We start from the raw sequence: 21,020 nt of genomic DNA on the forward strand, positions 1-21,020 counted from the left end.
TAATGAATCTATTTAAAAAAGATCCCTTACAAATTATCCCATTTCAGAGCTATGGAGACGCAAATCATTTTTATACGCGTGGAAGAGCACTGGAAGATGAAAATATAGACCTTTCTCAAAGAGGCTTTTTCAGCTTACTGAAAACTGCCTGGAAACGATTTGAAGTAGATGAAATGCCAAACACTAAACTACGAATCACCTTGCCAGACAAGTCGGTTATGTATGTAAACAGCGATGTAAATGGTTATTTTAAGGTTAAGCAGGATATTTCGGGATTAGATGGGTTGGCTAATAGTGAAGGTTGGCTACAATTTCATATGGCTTTTGAGGAACAATTTTCAGATAGAATTATTCAGAATGATAACAAGTTCTCAGGCGAAATTTTAATTCCTTCACAAAATAGTAGCTTCGGAATTATTAGCGACATAGACGATACTATTCTACACACCGGCGTAACCTCTATTCTTAAGTGGCGGTTAATTATAAACACCTTGTTTAAAATTGCCGAAAAGAGAAGTCCGTTGGAAGGAGCGGCAGATTTTTACCATTTATTACACCGTGGTGCAAGTGGTGAAGAGGCAAACCCTTTTTTTTATGTAAGCCACAGCCCGTGGAATTTATACCGATACCTGGAACTTTTTCTTCGGAAAAACAACTTCCCAAAAGGCCCCATATTGTTAAGGGACCTGACGAGTTTCAAGAATAGAAAAGACACTTCCGAAAAACCCCAAAAACAAAAAGAGATCATAGATATTTTAAATCTCTATCCAGAAAAACAATTTATTCTAATAGGCGACGGCGGCGAACACGATCCAGACATCTATATTGAAGTTGCCGAAAACTTCCCAGAACGAATTAAAGCCATTTACATTCGCAGTATAAAACACAAAAAGAGACTTTTACGTATTCGAGGCTTATTCGAGAATTATAAAACGGTACCAGCAGTTTTAGTAGAAAGTAGTAAGGAAGCAATTGAACACGCCAGAGAGCACGGTTTTGTTCTATAAAAATTAAAAACTATTAAGCCTGTTTTCTGGTGGAACACCTTGACAGACTCAGGATAAACTGCAGTAGCAACTTTAAAATTTTAAAACTCCAGTAAATTTTATTTTAAGAACTATTTTTTTTAAAATACTCATAGGTAGCCAACTGTGACTGTATTTTTTTGTGGTCGTTGGTAATGTACTTATTTGCCTGTTTTCCATCAACCACTCTCGCTTTTATAGTATCCTGAAGCTGCAATTCAATTAAATCCTGAATTGTTTTTTTATGGTCTTCATCAAAAATAGGGGTAACTACTTCAATGCGGTGGCTTAAATTACGTTTCATCCAGTCTGCAGAGCCAATATAAACTTGCGGATCGCCATTGTTTCCGAAGATATACACACGTCCGTGCTCTAAAAATCGATCTACAATGGAGGTAATATAAATATTTTCGCTTTGTCCTTTTACACCTGGCACCAAAGAGCACATACCACGAACTAGCAGCCGTATCTTAACTCCAGCCGCACTGGCGCGATACAATAATTTAATCATGGTTTTATCCTCAAGACTGTTCATTTTTAACGTGATGCTTGCAGGTTGTCCGGCACGAGCAAATTGCATTTCAGTTTGTACCAACTCTGTAAAACCGCTGCGGGTAGTATAGGGAGAAACTAAAAGACGCTTCGTCTTGGGTACTAAAATCTTCTGTTGTAATACTAAAAATACTTTGTTGAGGTCTTTTGTTATTTTTTTATCGGCGGTCATTAAACCGAAATCGGTATACAATTTCGCCGTTTTTTCATTAAAATTACCAGTAGCGATATAGCCGTAGCGTTGTGTGTCGCCTTCGGTTTTCTTTTCGATGTATAGAATTTTGCTGTGGATTTTAATATCTGGAAAACTGTAAATTACTGTGGCACCATTGTCTTCAAATATTTTCCCCCACTTTAAATTGTTATGTTCGTCAAAACGCGCTTTTACTTCAATAAAGATGACTACTTTTTTACCGTTTTTTGCAGCGGTAACTATGGCATCGTTAAGGCGGGATTCTTTTGCAGCTCTATAGATGGTCATTTTAATAGTGGTAACTGCTGGGTCTTCTGCTGCTTCTTCTAATAATTTTATTAGAGGCTCAAAAGACTGATACGGATAATGAAGTAACTGATCTTTTTTCTCAATCTCGTCTAAGATAGAGCTGCAATTTGCTAAAACCGGATGGGATAAGGGTGTGAGCTTTTCGTTGCTCAAATTAGTTCCTGTAGGATTCGGGAAACCGAAGAAATCCTTAAAATTATGGTAAGTGCCACCATTAACGATATCTGCATTATAAACGTCAAGCGCTTTTTTAATAATTTCCTGAAAAGCTTTCGGCATATGCTGGTCTATCAATAAGCGTGTAGCTTGCCCTGTATCTCGTTTGCTTAATGCATTTTTTATCTTTTCAGCGAGATTTCCAGAAAGTTCATTTTCAATGTACAACTCGGCATCACGAGAGGTTTTAATGCTGTAAAACGTAATATCCTGTTCCATTTTTGGGTTTTGACGCAGGTTGTATTTCAGGATGTCGTCTATAAAAGTAATGTAGTGTTTTCCGTTGTGCTTCGGAAATGTGAAAAATCGTGGTTCGTCTTCTGGAATATTAATAACCGCAAATTCATGGTCGCTTAATTGCGCCGTTAGATACAAAGCTTCATTTTTAACAAATACCTGGTTCTCTTCTGAAGTGGTGTACTTGTTAATTTCAATCTTGTCCTTTAAAATTTCCTGATAGTATGTTTTGGCAATTTCCTTCTGGTTGGTAGAAAATTCCTTTTGGCCAATAAGATGAATTTGATGTTTTTTGAGCTCTGGAACAATTTCAGTAGTAAAAACCTTTCCAAATTCTTCTTGTTGCAATTCTACTTGCTTCTTTATTTCTCTTAAAACCTGATTGGGTTTGGTGATGAGTTTTTTCCGAAGCGGTTTTTCAATATTTTTAATTTGCCGAATATCACTCACCCTAACTTTAAAAAATTCGTCCAAATTTGAGGAGAAAATGGCCAAAAACTTGATGCGCTCATAGAGTGGATTTCTTTTATCTGCAGCTTCCTGCAAAACACGGTGGTTAAAACGTAGCCACGAAAGATCTCTGTGGTAATATTTAGAATTATAGAGCTTACTCATTAATGCAGAAATTGGTATTCGGTTATTTCTGTAAAAATCGGTATTTACAGCGCCTTTCTGTGTTTCTGAAATGTTAAGGTTTGAATTCTGGAAAGAAGAAAAGCAAAGAAATGTTATGTAATCTTACAATCTAACTCCTTACCCCAGCGGGTAAAAGATATGGATTGAAACTGAAAATTTTTATTCTGAAATTCGGAAGGAAACCAGGTAGCTAAAACAACCCGTGCAGCTCTGCGTCAATCTTGTTGATAACAGCGCCTAAATCTTCAGGATTGTCCACAAAATTAAGGTTGTCCACATCGATAACAAGAAGGTTGCTTTTGTCATAATCATGTACCCAAGCTTCGTAGCGTTCATTTAAACGGCTTAAGTAATCTATGCTAATGCTGTTTTCGTAATCGCGACCACGCTTATGGATTTGGCTAACCAAATTTGGGATACTACTTCTAAGATAAATAAGCAAGTCTGGCCCTTTGGTAACGCTCTCCATTAAATCGAATAACGACTTGTAATTCTCGAAATCACGATTGGTCATAAGGCCCATGGCGTGTAAGTTGGGAGCAAAGATGTAGGCATCTTCATAAATAGTGCGATCCTGAATTACTTTTTTACCACTTTCTCTGATTTCCAGAATTTGGCGGAACCGACTGTTCAAAAAGTAAATTTGCAGGTTAAAACTCCAACGTGCCATGCTGTTGTAAAAATCGTCTAGATATGGGTTGTCCTCTACATCTTCATAATGTGCCTTCCACTTGTAGTGTTTTGAGAGTAAACGGGTAAGGGTGGTTTTTCCGGAGCCTATATTTCCTGCAATTGCAACGTGCATGTGCCTAATTCTTTGGTTGGTTATTGGTAAATTGATGGAGTATTTTTCCGTCATAAATATACAGGAAATCTTGCGTAAGGTGCAATTGTTTTATAGTTATTTCGGGGAGCAATATTTTTTTGGCTTCGGAAGGTTTTGTAGGAGAGTTTAAACCGGGCTCTGCATAGTTAAAAACTTCATTATTTTTTACGACCCAGACATCTTCATCGTTTTGTGCAATAAAATCTCCTTGGTCTATGGCTACTTCAGAAAGGAAACTTCCGTAGACATTATAGGTAATTAGTGTGTCGTCAAATAATAAATAGCAATAATTGAAATTGCTCGCCATGGCTACTAAATTTCCTTCCATGGGCAGAGAAGACTGTAATTTTCGTTCCAGTCTATAATCGAAAAGTTCCAGCTGCTGGGTATCAACATTGAAGAGCCAAACTCTGTTGTTTCCTGCATTGCCAGCCGCGCTTATATTTACAAATTCCTGTATTTCGTTAAAACTAATTCGCTCTACTTCGTTCAATCTATTATCCAAAAAAACCACAGTATTGGTTTGCTGATAGAATAACATAATCTTTAACGGATTAATGATGTCTACCTTTTCAATAGCACCTAAAGAGAAATCCTTAAATACAAAATCTCCGTCAGGGCCTTTTTTATAAAAGGCCATTTCATCTATATAGTAATTGTTTTTGTAGATGTCTGTACCAATGTAGGTGTCAGCATTCAGTAAAACGGTCGTAAGAGCCGGTTTGGGTTGAGCCAAAAACTGAAAACTGATCAATACTAAAAAAAAGCAGAGGTGCCGCATGGTGGGTCAAGATACAAAATACGTGCTAAAGTGTGTTGAGTTGGCCGAAACATTGGCAGTATTTTCGCATCTTTTTTTATACAATGAAAAACCTTTAAAGGGAAAACGTAAATCAGAAAAATTTTGATGAAATCCCAAAAAAATGAAGAAATGATGGAACGATTTCAAGGTAGCGGTAGGAAAAGCGATGAAAACAAACAGGTTTTTAGAATAAATGGTGGCGGTAAATAAATATATATACTATAAACTAAACCTTTGCCAATTAAAAGAGTCCTAAGGATACTGTAACAAAAGCTGTAACTTGTTACTAACTAGAAACTATAAAATTGTTATTATGAAAATATTATCCTTTTTGGTTGTCGTATTAATTTCGGCCACCTCATTTGCCCAAAATATTAGTGGCAAAGCCTATTACGAGTCTAAGACGACTGTAGATATGGGTGACTTTGGAGGTCGGGAAATGAGCGAGCAGATGAAGAAGACCATTGCGGAGCGTATGAAGAACATGCTGGAAAAAACCTACATTCTTACTTTCAATAAAAACGAATCTGTGTATGCGGAGGAAGAAAAGTTAGAGACAGGTGCTGGTGGAGGTTTTGGGATGATGATGAATAGTTTTTCAGCGGGAGTACAATATAAAAACTTAGAGAAGAATCAGATTCTGGAGGAGCGTGAGTTCTTCGGAAAACAATTTTTAATCAACGATACTATTTCCAACCTGAAATGGACGGTGACCGATGAAAAGAAAATGATAGGGAATTATCTTGCCGTAAAAGCTACTGCCATTAAGAAAATTGATGAAAACGATTTCAGTATGGCGCGTAGAAGAAACCGTGACGGAGATAAGAAAAAAGATGAGAAGAAAGGCAACCAGAAAAAAGAGGCTTCAACTGCGCTCAGCTCACAAGGAAATAAAGATGAAAACACTCCTACAGATGGTGACGAAGCAAATGTAAAAGAGAAGAAAGACGATAACGACCCAATGAACGATATTGAAGTGCCTAAAGAAGTAGAGGTAACCGCATGGTTTACCCCACAAATTCCTGTAAGCAATGGCCCGGGAGAATACGCAGGCTTACCAGGATTAATTTTGGAAATGAATATGCACCGTACCACTATTTTATGTTCTAAAATAGTTTTGAGTACCAAAGCAGGAGATAAAATTGAAGCGCCCGAAAAAGGCGACGAAGTATCCCGCGAGGAGTACAACAAAATTGTTAAGGAAAAAATGGACGAGATGCGTGAAAATTTCCGTGGTGGTGGTGGCAGAGGAGGAAGACGCGGCGGATTTTAATAAACTAACTAACCTCACACAAATTGCTTTCCGTATAGGATAAAATTTGTGGGACAACTTTCAACCAACATGAAAAAACTACTACTTGCAACCCTGTTGCTATTCTGTACTATTGCCGTAACTGCTCAAAGTATTAAAGTGCGCGGTGTTATTGCCGACAGTGTTTCACAACCCCTGGAATTTGCCAATGTGGTTGCTACGGTAACGAGTAGCGGTGCTATTGAATCCTACGCAATTTCGAATGAAAAAGGAATGTATCAGCTTGATCTTCCAAAAGGGGAGACCTACACGTTGAAGGCAAGTTTTTTAGGATATTCCACACAAGATAAAAGCGTAACAGTTGCTGAAGATGCTACGGATAAAAACTTAGACTTTATCCTGAATTCTCTTGCAGACGAGTTGGATGGTGTAGAAATCACCTACGTAATGCCCGTAACTGTAAAAGGCGATACCATAGTATACAACGCCGATAGTTTCTCTACAGGAGAGGAACGTAAATTAGGCGATTTAATGAAGAAACTCCCAGGAGTTGAAATTAATGAAGACGGTGAAATACAAATTGAAGGGAAAACAGTTCAAAAAGTAATGGTGGAGGGGAAAGATTTCTTTGATGGAGATTCCAAGTTAGCCACTAAAAATATTCCGGCAGATGCAGTAGACAAAGTAGAAGTATTACGTAATTATAACGAAGTGGGTCAAATGCGAGGTCTTGGCAACGATCAGGATAATGTTGCTATAAATATTAAACTAAAAGAGGGAAAAAAGAACTTTTGGTTTGGAGAAGTAGCCGCTGGGGGAGGAACTATTAACGAAGACGAGTTTGGATATTTGGCGCATCCCAAATTATTCTATTACAGTCCAAAATACAGTTTAAATTTTATCACAGATTTCAACAATATTGGTGAAGTGCCTTTTACATTCCGGGATTATTTCAACTTTACGGGAGGTTTTAGGAATTTTAACCAGGGGGGTGGAACGCGTTTTAATGTTTCAGAAAGTGATCTTGGCTTTGCTGTAGCGCAAAACAACAGGGCTAATGAGATTGAAACTAAATTTGTAGCAGGAAATTTCAGCTGGAAAGCATCTAATACGCTGGATGTAAGTGGTTTTGGAATACTGTCGGACAATCGCACCAATATTGTAACCAACTCCATTCGTCAATACATCGCTTCCGGAGCTACCGAAAATACATCTAGCGCTACAGACCAGCGTAGCCAATTGGCTATGTTGAAATTGAGTAGTGTGTATAAGCCTAATGCCAATTTACAAATTGATTATGATATTTTAGGAAAATTATCAAAACAAACTGAAGGTGCCAATACCATATCTCAATTTGGCTCAGTAATAAACGATATTGAGGAGAATAAAGAGAATAAACCAATTTCTATTAATCAAAATGTGAATGCGTACTACACATTAAATGATAAAAATATTTTTGCGGCGCAAGTACAGCATTTATATCAGGACGAAGATCCATTTTATAATGCGATTACAGATATTCTCCCCTTTGCAGGTATTATTCCGGCAGATACTACGCAGAATCGTTTTAATACCAATCAGCAAAAAAATGTGATTACCAATAAACTGGATGCTAAGGTAGATTATTACTATGTGTTGAACAACACCAGCAACTTAAACGCAACCCTGGGAAGTACGTATAGCAATCAATTATTCGACAGTAATATTTTTCAGCTATTAGACAATGGAAACCAGGTCAATTTCAGCACAACACCCCAAATTGATGGAGAAAATTTTCCGTTACGTAATGATGTAAACTATACGTTTACCGATGTCTTTTTAGGGTTGCACTACAAGCTAAAAACAGGACAATTTATTATTACACCAGGAGCAACAGTTCATAATTACAATTTAAGAGATGAGCAATTGGGAACCGAAAACACTCAAAACGATTGGAAAGTATTACCAGACTTTAACGCGATTTGGAATATTAAGAAAAGTGAAAGTCTACGTTTTAATTACGCTATTTCGGCACAATATACCGATGTTAACGACTATGCTGAAGCATTTGTATTTAATAATTATAACCGTTTATTCCGCGGAAATAGAAATTTGGAAAATTCTTTAGCGCACACCTATAACTTGACGTATTTCAGTTTTAATCTCTTTAATTATACCAATGTGAGTGGGAATGTGAGTTATGCTCGCACCATTAATGGTTTTAAAAATAACACAGATATTATTGCCATTAATCAGGTAAGCAGTCCGTTTAATATAGATAGTAACTTCCCAGATGAAACATTTTCTGGCTTTGGAAGGTTTAGCAAACGCGTGAAGAAATTACAATTTTCATTACAGGCAAATGCCTCTTTAAGCAAATCGAATAACCTGATTAATGATGAAATAAGAGAAAGTGAAAGTTTCACACAGAGTTATCAAACAAGTGTTCGAAGTAGTTATAGAGAGTGGCCCAATTTTGAAGTTGGATATCGTCTTTCAGTAAACAATTATAACAATGGCGGTCTTGAGCAAACTTTTTACACGCAACGCCCGTATGCCAATGTGGATATTAATTTCTTAAAAGATTTCACTTTTAGTGCAGAGTGGGATTATTACAATTATAATGATAACAACAACACGGTAGAAAATAGCTACTCTTTTGTAAATGCAAATTTATACTACCAAAAAGGCGATAGCCCTTGGGAGTTTAAAATCCAGGCAGATAACTTGTTGAATACCGAGTTTACCAATCAGGATAGTTTTAACGAGCAATTTAATACCACCTCGCAGTACTTTGTATTGCCACGTATTTTAATGTTGATTGTGAAGTATGATTTGTAATAGTCTTTAAAATTATTGCCTTATAATGATAATTTAGCTCCTTCCTTTAGCAGCAACACATTCTAAATAAAAAGACTGTTGTAGATCCTGCGTTAAAGGGAAGGTGGATTTCGGTCGCTATTGTTATTAAAAATACTATCGTAAGTTCCGAAATTCGGAAGGGTTCCTCTCCGCGAACCTCAGTGTAATAGCTGCTTGAGTTGACGTGGATCAATTACTACAAGTTTCTTATTTATTCAGTATCTTTAAGTAAACTTTTCAAACTATGCGAAATATACTCCTAGGCATTGTCATCTCCCTTGTTTTGGTGTTCGGTCTGCGTTATTGCGAGCACCAAAAAGACGAGCGGGAACAACTGCAAGAAAGCACTGCGTTGATTCAAAAACAACTTAAAAATGTTGGTAAATTAATTGTAACCGAAGGCAGTTACGCACAAGTTTTTACCTACAAAGACACTGAAAAGTTATTGGGTTTTTTGGATGCCAAAAAGAAGGCGGTAGTAGTAGTTAATGCTGAAGCCACGATCTCTTATGATTTAAGTAAAATTGAAACCGAAATAGACGAAACTACCAAAACTGTTATCCTAAAAAATATCCCAGAACCCGAACTGAAAATTAATCCAAATATCGAATATTACGATGTAACCCAGGATTACCTTAATCAATTTGAAGCCAAGGATTATAATATCATAAAAAAACGGGTTGAGAAAATGCTCCGCGTCAAAATTGAAGCTTCCGAATTAAGAACAAACGCACAAAACAGGCTGATTTCAGAGTTACAAAAAATCTACATCCTCACTAATTCTATGGGGTGGACGTTGCGGTATAATGAAACGCCCATCACGACGGAAGAAGAATTACAACAGGTGAAATTATAACTTTTGCTGAAGCGATTTCCACCCACCACCATTCATAGCTTCAATTCCGTTTTGCTTTAAAATAGTAGCCGCTTGCTCGCTTCTTCCTCCACTAAGGCAACATGTGATTACGGGTTTATTCCATTTTTTAATTTCTGAAACATTCGCTGAAATTTCCTGCAGTACAATATGTTTTGCCCCCTCAATATGCCCGGCATCCCATTCTTTTTGTGTTCGCACATCCAAAATCACCGCATCCCGTTTTGTAAAACCTTGAATAGCTCCGTCCTTATTTCCGAATAAAAAATTAAGTAGTCCCATATTTAATGCCCACGAAGGCGGGTATCTCGTTCATTTGTCGATGTGCATGTTTTGCACATTCTTTTCATTGTCGATGCGGATTCATTCCGCATCCGTGTTAATTCAAGTTCTAGGTTTTATGAATAAGCCCTAACCCAGCTTCAATCAAATGCGCAATTTCAGGTCTTCTTTTTTGAAGTTCTTTTAAATAATCCAAAATTTCCGAAGTACGCGTCAGTTCATAAATCTCTAACGGCAATAACCAATCGTTTGGATAATTTTTAGAAATCTTCTTGAAAATCCCAATAAGTTGCTCCCTTTTTAAAGGGGAGCTGTCCGCCGCAGGAGGACTGAGGGGATCCACCCCGGCATTATTTTCCCTTATAATTCGCACCTCAGCATACAACCCATTCAATTCCTTCTCTTCATCGCTCATCTCCACAACATCTCCCAAAGTGCTTAACTCATGTTCCACCAAATCGAAACTTAAATAATCTGCTGCTCCCGCAAATGCTGAAACAATTTCTTTCCCCACCGCCATATCAAAATCGCCATCTGCTGGGGTGAAAAGCACTTCATCTTTATAGGTAACCGTGCAATCTGTAAACTGAATGAGCATTAATTCCCCCTTCAAATTACGCATGCCTGTCACGTTCATTCCTTTTACGTGGATACCACTGTCAAATTCAAATTCAATAGGTTTTCCGTCGTAAAAATTGTATGCCGCCAAATCACGTGGTCCCATATTTTCAATCGCAAGATTGATGCCTTTTAATTTCCCCAACGGACTTCTAAAACCATTTGCATGTCTTGTAACTCCGTGGCCAATTACTTCGGTTTCCCGGTAGGCGAGCGCTGTTTTACCTTCGGTTTCAAAATAGACTATATCATTATCTTCATTTCGAATCATTCGGCTAAAAACTCCCGAAACTTGTAAGCCCGTAGAAATTTCAATCGTGCCTAATTGTTTGCTTTCAATCAGTTTACTCAATCCGCGCCAACCTCCTTTACGAACCGCCATGGTATTGGCAAACTCTTCTAAAACCTGCTGTAAATAAGCAAAATCTGGAGTCACGTAGAGTTGAGGTTGTGGTTTTGTAATGTCAAAATCCTGATACGCGGCTTCAATAGAATAAGGGATTTTCTTTACTTCATTTTTCATACACCATTCGCTTTCCCCAATAGAAGAAAGTAATCCAGCGCCATAAATCTTAGGGTTTTCAACCGTGCCTACCATTCCGTATTCCACGGTCCACCAATGTAAGTTTCGTATTAAAGAAATTTCAGAAGCATTTACTTCTTTTTGCTGAAGTTCCTCCACGCGTTTTTCGGCAGCCTCAATTTTAGCTAAATGTTTTTCAGAAGGACTATTTGCTCCTCTCCCCTCGGGGGAGGCTGGGAGGGGGAGTTCCTTCAAAATACTCAACTCCCGCACCGCCTCATAGATCTCCATGTCGTGGGCACTGGAAATGGCTTTTGCACCAATTTCTCCAAAACGTCTTAAATATTCCGCGTAATCCGGGCTTGCAATAATAGGAGCGTGTCCAGCGCCTTCGTGAATAATATCTGGCGCAGGTGTGTATTCAATATTTTCTAATTGACGAATGTCACTGGCAATCACAAGCACTTTGTAGGCTTGAAATTCCATAAATGCATTGGGTGGAATAAATCCGTCCACCGCTACAGCAGCCCATCCAATTTCTTTAAGAATGCGGTTCATCCCATACATAGACGGAATTTCATCAATAGAAATACCTGTTTGGCGCAGTCCGTCCAGATAACTTTCGTGAGCTACTTTACTCAAATAATCCACATTTTTACGCATCACAAATCGCCATACTGACTGATTAACAGGCGTATAATATTCATAATTTTGCGGCTTGATATACTGCTTTAAATGTGGCGGCAGTCTATCGAGCAGTTCGTTGCTTTCAATGGTAGCTCTCCCTTTGAGAGGAGTTAGAGGGGTGTTCTCTTCAATCATACACCAAAAGTAGGGACTTAATCGTAAAACTTACATAATTTGAATACTGAATTTCGAATTTCAAATAACGAACACTAAGTGAAAATTTCATCATTCATAATTCTGCGGTTTGATATTCGATATTCAATTAATCTATTTCCTTATTTTTACACTTCAATGAAACCCACCCGCAAACAGGAAATCATTCAAATAGCCGCTTCTCTTTTTAAAGAAAAAGGCTATAGTGCCGTATCCATGCGCGACATTGCACAAGCGATGGATATGAAAGCGGCGAGTTTGTACAATCATATTTCTGGCAAACAAGAGATACTTGCTACGTTGATTATAGAGGTTGCCGAACAATTCACTGCCGAAATGAACAGGATTACTTCGGAAACTATAAGTCCATTACAAAAGATTAAAAAGGTTATTGAAATTCATATAGACATCACGGTAACTTATTCTGAAAATATTGCGACCTTAAATAATGATTGGATGCATCTGGAAGGCGAAGATTTAAGACGTGTGGTAAAGATGCGTGAAGCGTATGAAGAAAATTTCCGAAGCATTATCAAACAAGGAATTTCCGAAGGAGACATAAAACCACAACATCCTGAAGTGATTTTATTTTCAATCCTCTCAACGCTCCGAACTCTATACCTGTGGAATGAAAAGCGTGGCAAAATGGATGTGAATATCTTGAAAAAAGATATGGTGGCGGTGTTGATTAACGGAATTGTTTAAAAAGGATGAAATTTTCTCCCTCTGGGAGAAATGTCCGCAGGACAATGAGGGCAACTCTACAGCGAATTTTATTCACTGGAAAAATTAACTTGTAATTCTAACTAACAATCGTTAGTTTTGTAACATAAAACAGACAAAAACCTGTGGCTACATTTCATAAAATAAAAGTAAAAGACATCTACAAAGAGACGGACGATTGTTCGGTGATCACGTTTGATGTGCCTTCGGAAATTTCCGGAGAATTTAAATTTCGTCAAGGACAACACTTAACGTTGAAAGCCGATATTGATGGAAAAGATACCCGTCGTTCGTATAGTTTGTGTTCCAGCCCCAGCGATGGTGAGTGGAAAGTGGCCGTAAAACAAATCTTAGGAGGTGCTTTTTCGACCTATGTAAATGATATATTAAAAACTGGAGATGAGATTGAAGTCATGGCACCCAGCGGTACGTTTGGGGTAGAAGTGTCTCCAGATAAAGAAAAAAATTATCTCTTTTTTGCCGCAGGTAGTGGAATCACGCCCGTATTATCTATGGTTAAGAGTCATTTGGCTGTCGAACCTGGTTCTACTTGCAAGCTGTTTTATGTGAATAAAACGGCAAAATCCATTATCTTTAAGGAAGAATTGGAGCAGTTGCGTAATAAGTACTTTGGAAGATTTGAGATTTACTATTTCTTAACCAAGGAGCGTCGCGATATAGATTTATTCAATGGTAGGTTTGATGATGACAAGATGCAGGTTTTAACCAAGACATTTATTGACATTCCAGATACCAATGAAGTATTTTTATGTGGCCCGGAGAAAATGGTCAATTACGTTTCAGACTATTTGGTAAACAAAGGCTTGCCAAAAGAAAATGTTCATTTTGAATTGTTCGTTACAGGGCTTTCAGATGAAGACATCGCAAGACAGGAAAGACTCGCCAAGCAAAATGTAGAAGGCACTGAAGTAATCATTGTAGATGGCGGAAAAGAATTCGTCTTTACAATGACCAAAGAATACGACAATATTCTCGATGCAGCCTTAGGCGCAGGAGCCGACTTGCCTTTCGCTTGCAAAGGAGGCGTATGTAGCACCTGTAAATGTGAAGTGCTGGACGGAGCTGTAGAGATGAAAGTAAATTACGCGTTGAGTGACAAGGAAGTGTCTCAAAACCTAGTGTTGAGCTGCCAAGCCGTCCCAACCACAGATAAAGTAAAAGTAGATTTTGATGTGTAGTCACAATCTTTCAATAAAAGAAGAGTAAAAGCTCCTTCCCCTTTTTCAGGGGAAGGTGGATCCAGATAATTTCAGCGAAGCAAGAAATTATCTGGAGACGGAAGAGCCTGCCCCGCATTTGTTGCGGGGGGTCAAATCCCAAGCTTTAATTAAAAGCCTAATACTATGAGCAACGAACAAATTAAAAACCTGGAAGAAATTTTTGAAGCCCGCATTGCGCGGGATGAAAAAATAGAACCCAAAGACTGGATGCCAGAAAAGTATCGAAAGACACACATCAGGCAGATGAGTCAGCACGCGCATTCTGAAATTGTAGGGATGCTACCCGAAGGAAATTGGATTTCCAGAGCGCCTTCTTTAAGAAGAAAAGCGGCTTTGCTGGCAAAAGTTCAAGATGAAGCGGGACACGGATTGTACTTATATTCGGCTTGTGAAACCTTAGGTATTTCTCGTGACGAATTGTTCGAGCAATTACATTCAGGAAAAGCAAAATATTCTTCCATTTTCAACTACCCAACAGTTACGTGGGCAGATATGGGAGCGATAGGTTGGTTGGTAGATGGTGCAGCCATTATTAATCAGGTGCCATTGTGTAATACCTCATTTGGACCCTATGCTAGAGCGATGGTGCGTGTTTGTAAAGAAGAAAGTTTCCATCAGCGCCAAGGTTTCGAAATTATGCTAAAATTATGTAACGGATCTCCTGAGCAAAAAGACATGGCGCAAGATGCCTTAAACAGATGGTGGTGGCCAAGTTTAATGATGTTGGGTCCTACAGATGCGGAAAGTATTCACACCGAGCAGTCTATGAAGTGGAAACTGAAGCGTAAATCGAATGATGAATTACGTCAGCAGTTTATAGACCAGACGGTCCCTCAAGCTGATATTCTTGGCTTGACTATTCCAGATCCGGATTTAAAATTTAATGAAGAAACCGGAAGCTACGATTTTGGTGAAATAGACTGGGACGAATTCTGGCAAGTAGTAAAAGGACACGGCCCTTCCAACAAAAAGCGAATGAAAGACAGAATAGGCGCTTGGGAAGAAGGAACTTGGGTTCGCGATGCTGCGATGGCGTATGCGGAGAAGCAGGATGCAAGAAATACTAAACTTAAAACAGCTTAAAAGTTTCTCCCTTTTTTCAGGGGGAGGTGAATTTAGATTTTCATAGAAAATTTAAATTCGGAGGGGGTTCACCCCATAGCAATATTTAATCAAAAAGATACCCGCCTTCACGGGCATTGAAAAATATGAGCAATACAAAAAACTGGCCCCTTTGGGAAATCTTCGTAAGAAGTAAAAACGGATTAGAACACAGGCACTTTGGTAGCCTGCACGCAGCAGATGCCGAAATGGCGCTCGAAAACGCACGCGATGTATACACACGCAGAAGTGAAGGTGTAAGCATTTGGGTAGTAGAAAGTATAAACATCACCGCCAGCAACCCAGAACACAACGGCGAGCTCTTCGAGCCTGCGCAAGACAAGGTATATCGTCACCCCACTTTTTACGATTTGCCAGACGAGGTGAAGCATATGTAAATGAATAACGATTGTAGATATTTGAATGCAGATTTGAGAACTAAAAGTTCAATAATCAAAAACTGTAAACTTCAATCAACTAAACTAATGGCTCCTTCCCTAAGAGAGGGAAGGTGGCTTTAAATTTTTTGCAAAAAATTTAAAGACGGAAGGGTTGAACTTCCAAAAAGTTATGGAAATGAACAAAAAACATCTTTTCAATTATATTTTATCAATCGCCGACAACTCCCTAATCCTGGCGCAACGTCTTGGCGAGCTCTGCGGTCACGGCCCAACGCTGGAAACCGATATCGCAGGAACTAATATTGCTTTGGACTTAATCGGGCAAACAAGAAATTATTATCAATATGCTGCTAAAATCCAAGATGAAGGAAAATCTGAAGACGATTTAGCTTTCCTACGATTAGAGCGAGAATACAAAAACGTATTGTTAGTAGAACAACCCAATGAACATTTTGGATATGTAATGGGGCGTCAATTTTTGTTTGATGTCTATCATCTTATGTTTATGAATGAACTGCTTAACAGCAAAGATGAAACCCTGGTCGCTATTGCAAGAAAAGGAATTAAAGAAGTAAGTTATCACAGAAGATTCTCGGGAGATTGGGTAAAAAGACTGGGTGATGGAACTGAAGAAAGCAAGCAAAAAATGCAAGAAGCTATAGACGAACTTTGGGCATACACAGACGAACTTTTTGACCAAACCGAAGCGGATACAGCAATGATTGCTGAAGGAATTGCCGTAGATACCTCAAAATTTAAAGAAGCCTATTACGAAGAAGTTTCTGCATTGTTGAAAGAAGCAAATCTTGAAGTGCCAGAACGTACAAATTTTATTAAAGGAGGAAAAAAAGGAATCCATTCAGAATTTATGGGCTATATCCTAAGCGATATGCAGTATATGCAACGCACCTATCCTAATATGGAATGGTAAAAGAATGTCGAATAACGAACCGTAAAACTCAGAATGATAAAGTTTTTTACTTTGATATCTGGTGTTCATTATTCGATATTCGTAATTAAAATTTGATGACAATAATTCAAACCGCACATATTGACGCACACTTAATTCCAATTCTGGAACAAGTAAGCGATCCTGAAATCCCAGTGTTGACGGTTTTAGATTTGGGGGTAATTCGTGAAGCGATTGAGGTAGATGGCATTATTAAAGTAAAACTTACACCAACCTATAGTGGTTGTCCAGCAATGGACGTAATTGGAGACGATTTAAAAATAGCCTTTGCAAAGCTTGGTAAAAAAGTAGAAGTTGAGTTGGTGCTAAGTCCAGCCTGGAGTACCGACTGGATTAGCGAAGCAGGATTGCAGAAAATGGAGGAATACGGTATCGCTAGACCATTGTCAGAATCGGCAGACAAAGATGTGCTCTTAGGAAATGCAAAAAAAGTAAAGTGCACCAATTGCGGTAGCACAAATACACATTTAGTAAGTCAGTTTGGTTCCACAGCCTGCAAAGCATTGTTTAAATGCGACGATTGCCAGGAACCGTTTGACTATTTTAAATGCCTCAAATAATAAAAAACAAATTGTCGTTGCGCACTTGTTGCGCAACCGCTAAAATAAACAGCGTAAATAGAATTTAAATGACCAACCAATCAATAACCAAAGAACTAAAAAACGGAGTAGCAACCCTAACCCTTAACCGTCCAGAAGTCTTTAATAGCTTCAATAAAGAGATGGCATTTTTGTTGCAAGATGAATTAGATGCTTGTGAAAAAGATGATTCGGTAAGAGCCATTATCCTAACTGGAAACGGGAAAGCATTTTGTGCTGGACAAGATATCGGCGAGATTACAAATCCCGATTTAAATCCTGGATTTAAAAAAATTCTCGATGACCATTACAACCCTATTGTTACGAGAATTAGAAAAATTGAAAAGCCAATAATATGTGGTGTTAATGGAGTAGCTGCAGGAGCAGGAGCCAATATCGCTTTGGCGTGTGATGTAGTGATTGCAAGTGATAGGGCGAGTTTTATCCAGGCTTTTAGTAAGATTGGGTTAATTCCAGATAGCGCAGGAACGTTCTTTTTACCTCGATTGATTGGTTTTGGAAAAGCTTCGGCCATCATGATGTTGGGAGATAAAATTTCCGCAGAACAGGCAGAGCACATGGGGATGATTTATAGTGTTGTTTCTGCTGAAACTTTACAGGAAGAGGTAAGTGCGAAAGCAATGACGCTAGCAAATATGCCCACAAAAGCACTTGGTTTGACAAAACGATTATTAAATGAATCGATGACTAACGATTTAGAATCTCAATTGAAGCTAGAAAGTAAATTACAAATAGAATCGGCTTCAACCGAAGATTATGCCGAAGGTGTTGCTGCTTTTGTAGAGAAGCGGAAGCCAGTATTTAAAGGGAAATAAAAATGAATATCGAATCGTAGAATAACGAATGATAAAGTATAAAAAATTCGATATTCGGTGTTCTAAATTCATCATTCGATATTCAAAAAAATAATATATGAATATTAAAAAGACAGGAATAATCGGCGCAGGCACCATGGGCTCTGGAATTGCACAAGTTGCTTCCACAGCGGGATGCAAGGTCAAATTGTTTGATTTGAATCAGGACGCACTGGATAAGGCAAAAGACAGTCTTGAAAAAATAATGAGCCGATTAGTAGAGAAAGGCCGAATCACTTCCGAAGAAAAAACAAGAATTCAAAACAACATCAGCTACGTGAATTCCCTAAAAGAATTGGCAGATAGTGATTTGACTATTGAGGCCATTGTTGAAAACCTGGATATTAAAAAGAAGGTGTTTCAGGAATTGGAAAGTTATGTTTCTGACGATTGCATTATTGCATCAAACACTTCTTCGCTTTCAATAGCTTCTATTGCTTCTTCTTTAAATAAGCCTGAAAGATGTGTTGGAATTCACTTTTTCAATCCGGCACCGCTAATGAAATTGGTTGAGGTAATTCCAGCGATTCAAACTTCCCAAGAAACTCTAAAAATTTCCGAAGACACCATTAAAAGTTGGGGAAAAGTAGTGGCAGTCGCTAAAGATACACCTGGATTTATTGTGAACCGTGTAGCAAGACCTTTTTACGGTGAAGCACTTAGGATTTACGAAGAAGGAATAGCCGATTTCGCTACCATTGACCATGCCATGAAAACCGTTGGTAGTTTCAGAATGGGACCGTTCGAATTGATGGATTTTATTGGAAACGACGTAAACTATACAGTAACAGAAACAGTATTCACAGCCTTCTACTACGACCCAAGATACAAACCCGCCTTCACCCAAAAACGTTTTGCTGAAGCAGGCTATTTAGGAAGAAAATCGGGACGAGGATATTATAAATACGATGAGAGTGGTCGTGTCTCCTCGAGCGCAGTCGAGAGGTCTGAGGACACTGCTCTAGCTGAGATGATTTTTGAAAGAATCCTAATTATGCTCATCAACGAAGCAGCAGACGCATTATTCTTGAACATTGCCAACGCAGAAGATATTGACAACGCCATGACCAAAGGTGTAAACTATCCAAAAGGGCTATTGGCTTGGGCAGATGAAAAAGGAATTGATTGGTGTGTTGAGAAAATGGATGCTTTGTATGATGAATATCGGGAAGATAGGTATCGTTGCTCACCGTTGTTGAGGAGGATGGACAATAACGGTTTGAGGTTTGAGGTCGCGAGCTGAAGCTTGCTGTGAGGTATGAGGAAATTAAAGTTTAATTTATGAAATCTAATTATCATTTTAAATTTGAAGACTTACAAGTATACCAAAAAGCAATTGTTTTTGGTGAATATGTGCACGTTATCACAAAAGGATTTCCTAAAGACGAACGATTTGAATTAACTTCACAATTTAGGAGAGCTTCAGACTCAGTCGCTTTGAATATTTCAGAAGGTTCATCAGGAACAGATAGGCAATTTTATAATTATTTAGGTACAGCTTGGCATAGTGCAGAGGAGTGTGTTGCCGCTTCAACAAAAGCTAAACTGAGAAAATATATTTCGTTTGATGAAGACGAAGAAATAAGAAAACAGGTGACTGAAATTTCTAAAATGTTAACTAGTTTACGGAAAACTATTTCAAACCGAATTCAGAAATAATGGAAGACCTCACACCACATACCTCACACCTCAAACCCGAGAAGATTCCTGAAAAAATGCTCTCCCAAGACGCCTACAGCCAATGGCTTGGTATAGAGATTTTAGAATCACGTCTTGGCTTTTGTAAAGTAGGAATGACCATCCGAAAAGAAATGCTCAACAGCATGGACAAAGCGCATGGAGGGATAAGTTATAGTTTGGCCGACACGGCGTTCGGGTTTACAGCAAATACCCACGGAAAGTATGCTGTTTCTATTGAGACGAGCATCAACCATATTGAAGCATTAGAAGAAGACGATTATATTACCGCTGAAGCGACTTTAGATTTACAAAAAACGAAGGTTGGTTTTAATATCGTAGAAGTAAAGCGAGGGGATGAATTGGTAGCGCTTTTTAAAGGTGTGGTATATAGAACGAACAAAGATTGGGAAGAATAAAAAAAGAACAAGAGACTAAATAAATTATAATATGAAGTGGAAGGGCAGAAGACAAAGCGATAATATGGAAGACCGTCGTGGGATGAGTTCCAAAGGTAAATTAGCAGCAGGTGGTGGTGTTGTGGCTTTAATTGTAATCGCATTACAAATTTTCGGTGGTGATACTGGGCAGCAACTTGCTCCTTTGGTAGAGCAAATTGGAAATAGTCAAACAGTACAACAAACAGAACAAAGAGAACTTACTGCTCAAGAAAAGGAAACTGGCGCATTTGTTTCTACGTTATTAGCAGATACAGAAGACGTATGGAGCAAAGTTTTTTCAGATAATAATTTAGGCCAGTACAAATATCCCACAATGGTTATATTCACAGATGCCGTAAGTACAGGTTGTGGCAACGCAAGTTCTGCCTCTGGCCCATTTTACTGCCCGGCAGACCAGAGTTTGTATATGGATTTAGTCTTTTTTGACGAATTGAAGACGCGGTTTGGAGCACAAGGTGGAGATTTTGCAATTGCGTATGTAACTGCTCACGAAATAGGACACCACGTTCAAACGCTATTAGGTACATCACAAAAAGTTAGACAATTACAACAAAATGCTAGTACTAGCGATGCAAACAGACTCTCTGTAGCACAAGAACTTCAAGCTGATTTCTACGCGGGAGTTTGGGCGTATTATAACAAAGAATATTTAGAAGAAGGTGATATTGAAGAAGCTTTAAGTGCTGCGAATGCGGTGGGTGATGATGCTATTCAAAAAAGATCACAAGGAAGTGTGACGCCAGATAGTTTCACGCACGGAACTTCACAACAACGCAAAGAATGGTTTATGAAAGGGTACAGATCTGGTAATTTACAAGAAGGTGATACATTTTCAGCACTTTTAAATTAATTAAAAATAACAGCTCGAAGAGTAGCAGAATAATGAATAACGAACCGCGTAACTTCGAATAACGAAGTAAAGGTTCATAACTATATCGTTTTTTGAATAAGATAAAGGAGTAGTACT

Annotated in this window: 20 protein-coding genes; 15 read left to right on the top strand and 5 right to left on the bottom strand. The window is 38.4% G+C overall.

Annotation, left to right across the window (positions count from 1 at the left end; all coding sequences use genetic code 11):
- Positions 1-2: 2 nt before the first annotated feature.
- Positions 3-1,007: an App1 family protein gene (locus ACQ2HF_RS06590; RefSeq protein WP_432412732.1), complete on the top strand. Its 1,005-nt coding sequence runs from the start codon at positions 3-5 to the stop codon at positions 1,005-1,007.
- A gap of 103 nt (positions 1,008-1,110) precedes the next feature.
- On the opposite strand, the gene ppk1 is transcribed toward ACQ2HF_RS06590, so the two are convergent.
- The 3 genes from ppk1 to ACQ2HF_RS06605 form a co-directional block, all read right to left on the bottom strand.
- Entirely contained in the window at positions 1,111-3,147 is a 2,037-nt protein-coding gene (gene ppk1 / locus ACQ2HF_RS06595) for a polyphosphate kinase 1 (protein ID WP_432412733.1), read from the bottom strand.
- A gap of 211 nt (positions 3,148-3,358) precedes the next feature.
- Positions 3,359-3,973 carry a deoxynucleoside kinase gene (locus ACQ2HF_RS06600; RefSeq protein WP_432412734.1) on the bottom strand — a complete coding sequence of 205 codons (615 nt, stop codon included), beginning with the start codon at positions 3,971-3,973 and terminating at the stop codon, positions 3,359-3,361.
- Between the two features lie 4 nt (positions 3,974-3,977).
- Positions 3,978-4,730, bottom strand: a complete 753-nt coding sequence (locus ACQ2HF_RS06605; RefSeq protein WP_432412735.1) for a hypothetical protein — start codon at positions 4,728-4,730, stop codon at positions 3,978-3,980.
- A 379-nt stretch (positions 4,731-5,109) separates the two neighbouring features.
- Here ACQ2HF_RS06605 and ACQ2HF_RS06610 point away from each other — a divergent pair, with 379 nt between their 5' ends.
- The 3 genes from ACQ2HF_RS06610 (at position 5,110) to ACQ2HF_RS06620 (ending at position 9,745) form a co-directional block, all read left to right on the top strand.
- Entirely contained in the window at positions 5,110-6,069 is a 960-nt protein-coding gene (locus ACQ2HF_RS06610) for a GLPGLI family protein (RefSeq protein ID WP_432412736.1), read from the top strand.
- Positions 6,070-6,138: 69 nt separating this feature from the next.
- A complete protein-coding gene (locus ACQ2HF_RS06615; RefSeq protein WP_432412737.1) occupies positions 6,139-8,868 on the top strand; it encodes a carboxypeptidase-like regulatory domain-containing protein in 2,730 nt (909 codons plus the stop codon).
- Between the two features lie 265 nt (positions 8,869-9,133).
- Complete coding sequence (locus tag ACQ2HF_RS06620; RefSeq protein ID WP_432412738.1) at positions 9,134-9,745, top strand: DUF4230 domain-containing protein; 612 nt, start codon at positions 9,134-9,136, stop codon at positions 9,743-9,745.
- Here the strand turns inward: ACQ2HF_RS06620 and ACQ2HF_RS06625 are convergent.
- Positions 9,740-10,045, bottom strand: coding sequence for a rhodanese-like domain-containing protein (locus ACQ2HF_RS06625; protein WP_432412739.1), 306 nt, complete (start codon positions 10,043-10,045; stop codon positions 9,740-9,742). The genes ACQ2HF_RS06620 and ACQ2HF_RS06625 overlap by 6 nt on opposite strands.
- Positions 10,046-10,154: 109 nt before the next feature.
- On the bottom strand, positions 10,155-12,008 hold the full coding sequence (locus tag ACQ2HF_RS06630; protein ID WP_432412740.1) for an aromatic amino acid hydroxylase: 1,854 nt from the start codon (positions 12,006-12,008) through the stop codon (positions 10,155-10,157).
- 156 nt (positions 12,009-12,164) lie between these two features.
- Here ACQ2HF_RS06630 and ACQ2HF_RS06635 point away from each other — a divergent pair, with 156 nt between their 5' ends.
- From ACQ2HF_RS06635 to ypfJ, 11 genes are all read left to right on the top strand, one after another.
- Entirely contained in the window at positions 12,165-12,731 is a 567-nt protein-coding gene (locus ACQ2HF_RS06635) for a TetR/AcrR family transcriptional regulator (RefSeq protein WP_432412741.1), read from the top strand.
- Positions 12,732-12,874: 143 nt separating this feature from the next.
- Positions 12,875-13,948, top strand: coding sequence for a 2Fe-2S iron-sulfur cluster-binding protein (locus tag ACQ2HF_RS06640; RefSeq protein WP_432412742.1), 1,074 nt, complete (start codon positions 12,875-12,877; stop codon positions 13,946-13,948).
- A gap of 165 nt (positions 13,949-14,113) precedes the next feature.
- Positions 14,114-15,073 (top strand): 1,2-phenylacetyl-CoA epoxidase subunit PaaA, encoded by a 960-nt coding sequence (gene paaA / locus ACQ2HF_RS06645; RefSeq protein ID WP_432412743.1) that lies wholly within the window; start codon positions 14,114-14,116, stop codon positions 15,071-15,073.
- Positions 15,074-15,198: 125 nt separating this feature from the next.
- A complete protein-coding gene (gene paaB, locus ACQ2HF_RS06650) occupies positions 15,199-15,489 on the top strand; it encodes a 1,2-phenylacetyl-CoA epoxidase subunit PaaB (protein WP_432412744.1) in 291 nt (96 codons plus the stop codon).
- A 178-nt stretch (positions 15,490-15,667) separates the two neighbouring features.
- On the top strand, positions 15,668-16,423 hold the full coding sequence (gene paaC, locus ACQ2HF_RS06655) for a 1,2-phenylacetyl-CoA epoxidase subunit PaaC (protein WP_432412745.1): 756 nt from the start codon (positions 15,668-15,670) through the stop codon (positions 16,421-16,423).
- 95 nt (positions 16,424-16,518) lie between these two features.
- Positions 16,519-17,022 (top strand): 1,2-phenylacetyl-CoA epoxidase subunit PaaD, encoded by a 504-nt coding sequence (gene paaD / locus ACQ2HF_RS06660; RefSeq protein WP_432413062.1) that lies wholly within the window; start codon positions 16,519-16,521, stop codon positions 17,020-17,022.
- Positions 17,023-17,090: 68 nt separating this feature from the next.
- Positions 17,091-17,876 carry an enoyl-CoA hydratase-related protein gene (locus ACQ2HF_RS06665; RefSeq protein ID WP_432412746.1) on the top strand — a complete coding sequence of 262 codons (786 nt, stop codon included), beginning with the start codon at positions 17,091-17,093 and terminating at the stop codon, positions 17,874-17,876.
- A gap of 97 nt (positions 17,877-17,973) precedes the next feature.
- Entirely contained in the window at positions 17,974-19,158 is a 1,185-nt protein-coding gene (locus ACQ2HF_RS06670; protein WP_432412747.1) for a 3-hydroxyacyl-CoA dehydrogenase NAD-binding domain-containing protein, read from the top strand.
- Positions 19,159-19,196: 38 nt separating this feature from the next.
- A complete protein-coding gene (locus tag ACQ2HF_RS06675) occupies positions 19,197-19,574 on the top strand; it encodes a four helix bundle protein (protein ID WP_432412748.1) in 378 nt (125 codons plus the stop codon).
- Positions 19,574-20,011, top strand: coding sequence for a PaaI family thioesterase (locus tag ACQ2HF_RS06680; protein WP_432412749.1), 438 nt, complete (start codon positions 19,574-19,576; stop codon positions 20,009-20,011). Before ACQ2HF_RS06675 ends, ACQ2HF_RS06680 begins: the two co-directional genes overlap by 1 nt.
- Before the next feature lie 31 nt (positions 20,012-20,042).
- On the top strand, positions 20,043-20,903 hold the full coding sequence (ypfJ, locus tag ACQ2HF_RS06685) for a KPN_02809 family neutral zinc metallopeptidase (RefSeq protein WP_432412750.1): 861 nt from the start codon (positions 20,043-20,045) through the stop codon (positions 20,901-20,903).
- The last annotated feature ends 117 nt before the right edge of the window (positions 20,904-21,020 follow it).

Source organism: Rasiella sp. SM2506 (assembly GCF_050859505.1).
In the GTDB taxonomy this organism is placed as follows: Bacteria; Bacteroidota; Bacteroidia; order Flavobacteriales; family Flavobacteriaceae; genus Marinirhabdus.

Excerpts from the sequence above, each read along its gene's own strand:
- ACQ2HF_RS06590 (WP_432412732.1), top strand. The coding sequence starts at position 3 with ATGAATCTATTTAAAAAAGATCCCTTACAAATTATCCCATTTCAGAGC.
- ppk1 (WP_432412733.1), bottom strand. The coding sequence starts at position 3,147 with ATGAGTAAGCTCTATAATTCTAAATATTACCACAGAGATCTTTCGTGG.
- ACQ2HF_RS06600 (WP_432412734.1), bottom strand. The coding sequence starts at position 3,973 with ATGCACGTTGCAATTGCAGGAAATATAGGCTCCGGAAAAACCACCCTT.
- ACQ2HF_RS06610 (WP_432412736.1), top strand. The coding sequence starts at position 5,110 with ATGAAAATATTATCCTTTTTGGTTGTCGTATTAATTTCGGCCACCTCA.
- ACQ2HF_RS06615 (WP_432412737.1), top strand. The coding sequence starts at position 6,139 with ATGAAAAAACTACTACTTGCAACCCTGTTGCTATTCTGTACTATTGCC.
- ACQ2HF_RS06620 (WP_432412738.1), top strand. The coding sequence starts at position 9,134 with ATGCGAAATATACTCCTAGGCATTGTCATCTCCCTTGTTTTGGTGTTC.
- ACQ2HF_RS06625 (WP_432412739.1), bottom strand. The coding sequence starts at position 10,045 with ATGGGACTACTTAATTTTTTATTCGGAAATAAGGACGGAGCTATTCAA.
- ACQ2HF_RS06630 (WP_432412740.1), bottom strand. The coding sequence starts at position 12,008 with ATGATTGAAGAGAACACCCCTCTAACTCCTCTCAAAGGGAGAGCTACC.
- ACQ2HF_RS06635 (WP_432412741.1), top strand. The coding sequence starts at position 12,165 with ATGAAACCCACCCGCAAACAGGAAATCATTCAAATAGCCGCTTCTCTT.
- paaA (WP_432412743.1), top strand. The coding sequence starts at position 14,114 with ATGAGCAACGAACAAATTAAAAACCTGGAAGAAATTTTTGAAGCCCGC.
- paaB (WP_432412744.1), top strand. The coding sequence starts at position 15,199 with ATGAGCAATACAAAAAACTGGCCCCTTTGGGAAATCTTCGTAAGAAGT.
- paaC (WP_432412745.1), top strand. The coding sequence starts at position 15,668 with ATGAACAAAAAACATCTTTTCAATTATATTTTATCAATCGCCGACAAC.
- paaD (WP_432413062.1), top strand. The coding sequence starts at position 16,519 with ATGACAATAATTCAAACCGCACATATTGACGCACACTTAATTCCAATT.
- ACQ2HF_RS06665 (WP_432412746.1), top strand. The coding sequence starts at position 17,091 with ATGACCAACCAATCAATAACCAAAGAACTAAAAAACGGAGTAGCAACC.
- ACQ2HF_RS06670 (WP_432412747.1), top strand. The coding sequence starts at position 17,974 with ATGAATATTAAAAAGACAGGAATAATCGGCGCAGGCACCATGGGCTCT.
- ACQ2HF_RS06675 (WP_432412748.1), top strand. The coding sequence starts at position 19,197 with ATGAAATCTAATTATCATTTTAAATTTGAAGACTTACAAGTATACCAA.
- ACQ2HF_RS06680 (WP_432412749.1), top strand. The coding sequence starts at position 19,574 with ATGGAAGACCTCACACCACATACCTCACACCTCAAACCCGAGAAGATT.
- ypfJ (WP_432412750.1), top strand. The coding sequence starts at position 20,043 with ATGAAGTGGAAGGGCAGAAGACAAAGCGATAATATGGAAGACCGTCGT.